Source organism: Peptoniphilus sp. (genome assembly GCF_022767005.1).
Classification (GTDB): Bacteria; Bacillota; Clostridia; order Tissierellales; family Peptoniphilaceae; genus Peptoniphilus_A.
In genome coordinates this window covers 1-3,512 of sequence record NZ_JALEOV010000033.1, presented here as the reverse complement: position 1 = coordinate 3,512, position 3,512 = coordinate 1, and the positions used below count along the sequence as shown (strand labels likewise).

At 32.7% G+C, this 3,512-nt stretch carries 4 protein-coding genes; all 4 read right to left on the bottom strand.

Annotated features, from left to right (window positions below):
* On the bottom strand, positions 1-1,004 hold a 1,004-nt coding region (locus MR285_RS02450; RefSeq protein WP_293557676.1), incomplete at its 3' end, for a metallophosphoesterase.
* Positions 1,001-1,813: a phosphonate ABC transporter, permease protein PhnE gene (gene phnE / locus MR285_RS02445; RefSeq protein ID WP_293557674.1), complete on the bottom strand. Its 813-nt coding sequence runs from the start codon at positions 1,811-1,813 to the stop codon at positions 1,001-1,003. The genes MR285_RS02450 and phnE (MR285_RS02445), both read right to left, overlap by 4 nt.
* Position 1,814: 1 nt before the next feature.
* On the bottom strand, positions 1,815-2,636 hold the full coding sequence (phnE, locus tag MR285_RS02440) for a phosphonate ABC transporter, permease protein PhnE (RefSeq protein ID WP_293557672.1): 822 nt from the start codon (positions 2,634-2,636) through the stop codon (positions 1,815-1,817).
* A complete protein-coding gene (phnC, locus tag MR285_RS02435; protein WP_293557670.1) occupies positions 2,633-3,397 on the bottom strand; it encodes a phosphonate ABC transporter ATP-binding protein in 765 nt (254 codons plus the stop codon). The genes phnE (MR285_RS02440) and phnC overlap by 4 nt, the downstream gene beginning before the upstream one ends.
* Positions 3,398-3,512 lie beyond the last annotated feature (115 nt).

The window sequence follows — 3,512 nt, the reverse complement described above, 5'->3', positions numbered from 1 at the left end:
ACATTGGCAAAGGATGTAATTGAAATGTCTGAAGATGTGTATTCCATTTGAATTTTATTTATTAAATCAGCTAAGGCAGAACCTTCTGTTGCCATTTTTATTTTATCTTCTGGGAGATAATCGCGAGATAATTTTGCAATTGGCATATCTAAGTAGTCTTGGACTTTTTCTTCAATGCTTTCATATTTTTTTATTAAATAATTTTCTTCTAGTTTTGGTTCAATAAAGGAGGCTGAAATTTTTTTATCTTCTGTATCTATTTCTATCACAGCTGCCTTTGCACCATTTGCAGGAGTTTCTATTGCGAAGGTATTACCTATCTTGCCAGATAGTTCCATGTGTTGATGTCCAGCTAAGATTAAATCATATTCCAGTTCTTCTGCAATTTTTCCGCCTACATTTTCACTAGTATCGGAAAGTTTTTCGCCAGTTTTTAAATCAATTTCGTAGCCACCGTGATAAATTAAAATGTTAAAGTCTGTTTTTTCTTTTTTCAATATTTTTAAAACTTCTTTTGCAGTTTCAAAGGAATCTCTTATTTCAAAATTTTCTAAATTTTCTTTTCTTTCCCAAAGATTTACCCAGTCTGTTACAATTCCTACAATGCCGATTTTAAATCCATTAATTTCTTTTATTACATAATTAGATAAATTTATTTCGCCACTTCTGTCGATAACATTGGCACAAAGTAATTTTCCACGCATATTTTTTGTGTAATTTTTTAAATAATCGTAGCCATAATTAAAATCGTGATTGCCAAGAGTATAGTAGTCTACATTTTGCATCATGTCGGCTAAAATTTCTGAGTTCATAAATTCTTTTACATAATATGCAAAGGATGAGCCTTGGAGAGTGTCGCCGCCATCGGTTAAAATTGTGAACTCGTCTTTTTTTATATTGTTTAAAAGAGAGAGATAGCCAATAGCTTTTCTCTCTCTATCTAAATAATCTGTGGGGAAAAAATATCCATGTAAATCCGATGTGTGAACTATTTTTATTTTCATTTTTCACCTACTAATTTTGCTCTAATTTTTGTTGAGAAAAATTCTATAAATAATACTAGGATTATTAATCCTAATAAAATTGCACCCACTTCTCGCCATTTGTATGAATTTATTGCAAACATAAGGGGAGAGCCAATTCCACCTGCACCAACAAGTCCTAGGACTGCAGCATCTCTTAAATTTATGTCGAAACGATAAATTGTAGTAGAGGCGAAGTTTGCCCATAGTTGAGGAATTATTCCAAAACGAATTTTTTGGAAAGTAGTTGCTCCAATTGAGGAGAAAGACTCTAATATGGACTTGTTTAAATTCATTATATTGTCGGAAAATAATTTTGTGAGCATGCCAATGGAGGTAAAGCTCATTGTCATAAGTCCAGCAAAGGGACCGGGACCTGTAACTCTAATAAACATAAGACCATAAACTATGGAAGGTATTGTCCTTATTAAAATTATAAGAAGTCTAACTACATAAGCAATTGGTGCTGCAACAATATTTGATGATGCTAAAAAACTAAGGGGTATTGAAATTATTGAACCAACAAGTGTGCCCAAGAAGGCTATACATATTGTTTCTAGCAAAAGATAGGGAACGCCTTTTTTTGTCAAGCTAAATAGCATTTCTTTATTGGGATTTAAAATTCCCTTTATAATATTTTTTGCAACACTCATACCTTCATCAGTTGCAGATTCAAAATTAATTACAGATGAGGACCAAATTAGCATAAATAAAACTATGGCGACTATTAAAAAAATGTAGCCGTGATTTTTTGGTTCTGATTTTAGTTTTTGTATTACTTTTTCTGACATATTAATTCAACTTTCTTCTAAAGTGTGCACTGACATTTTCGATAATAAATACTGTTACAAGTAGCGTCAAAAGTATCATGCCCACGCGGTTGTAATCTCTCCAGTTAATATTTTCGTTTATTAGAAGTCCAAGTCCACCTGCTCCTACATAACCAAGTATGGCAGCGTATCTAACATTGCCCTCAAAGTTATATAATGCTGTTGAAAGGTAGAAGGGTAAGATTTCTGGAACAATGGATTTGAAAAAAGCCATAGTTCTTGTAAAACCCATGGAAATCATCGCTTCAAAGGCTCCCATATTAACTGTTTCGATTTGCTCATAAGTTAGCTTTCCCACATAGGAAAAGGAAAAAATAAAAATCGCAACTGTACCTGCAAAGGCACCAAGACCAAAGACATATGTTGCTATAAGTGCAGATACAAGTGTTGGGATTGTACGAAGCACTGAAAACAATAATTTTACAATCCAATTAATTATATTATTCTTCACCATATTATGTGCAGCCAAAAATGCAAAGGGAACAGACACCACTGCACCTAAAAAAGAACCAAGGAAGGACATTTTTATGGTATCTAATAGTGGTTCCACAACTGATGAGAAATAGGAAAAATTTGGCTTAAACATTGGAGATAGTATTGTAAAAAGCTTGTGGGTATTTTTCACAAGTATGCTAAGTGAAAATCCAGTGATTTTTACAGATACCATTGTAAACAATATTAGAATAATAATTATTGGAAGAGTAAATCCAGGATATTCATAAACTTCTCTCCCTGAAGGCATAACATATTTTTTGGGTTTAAAAATTTTATAGTAGAGGTTCATATTTCCTCCATTTTTAATTCTTCAAAGGAATCTCCGTAAATAGATTTTAAAATTTTGTCGTCAACATCCCTTGCCGGGCCATAAAAAATTATTTCACCATCACGAATTCCGAGGACCTTTGTAGCATATTCAAGGGCAAGCTCAACATGGTGAATGTTAAGAAGGATTGTAATGCCAAGTTTTTCATTAATCTTTTTAAAATAATCCATTACTTGTCTTGCAGTTACAGGGTCAAGACTGGCAACGGGTTCATCTGCCAATATAATGCTTGGATTTTGTACAAGAGTTCTAGCTAGGGCAACTCTTTGTTGTTGACCACCAGATAAATTGTCTGCCCTTTCAAAAGCTTTTTCCAATATATCAACTTGTTCCAGAGCTTCTAAGGCTTTTAACTTACACTCCTTTGGATAAATGCCGAGAATTGACTGAATTGGGTTTAAGTCGGGGACAAAGGATGACATTACATTTTTAATAACCGAAATTCTTTCAACTAAGTTAAAAGATTGGAAAATCATTCCAATATTTCTTCTGAATTTTCTAAGCTCCTTTCCCCTTAAACTTTTCACATCAATTCCATCCACAGTTAAAGTCCCAGAATTTATGTCGTGCATTTTATTTATAGTTCTAATTAGAGTAGACTTGCCGGCTCCACTTCGTCCTATTATGGCAACAAATTCGCCATCTTTTATAGTGAGATTAATGTTTTTTAGTGCCTTAAATCCACCTGGATATATCTTATCCACATTTTTAAATTCAATCATAATACTCCCCATAAAAAAGAGCTTCTATCTGAAGCTCCTTCTTAATTTTTAATTCTTTAAAGCTTTGTAATAAATATTATATTAAATACAATGCATTAGTTTTTAAGATCTTTTA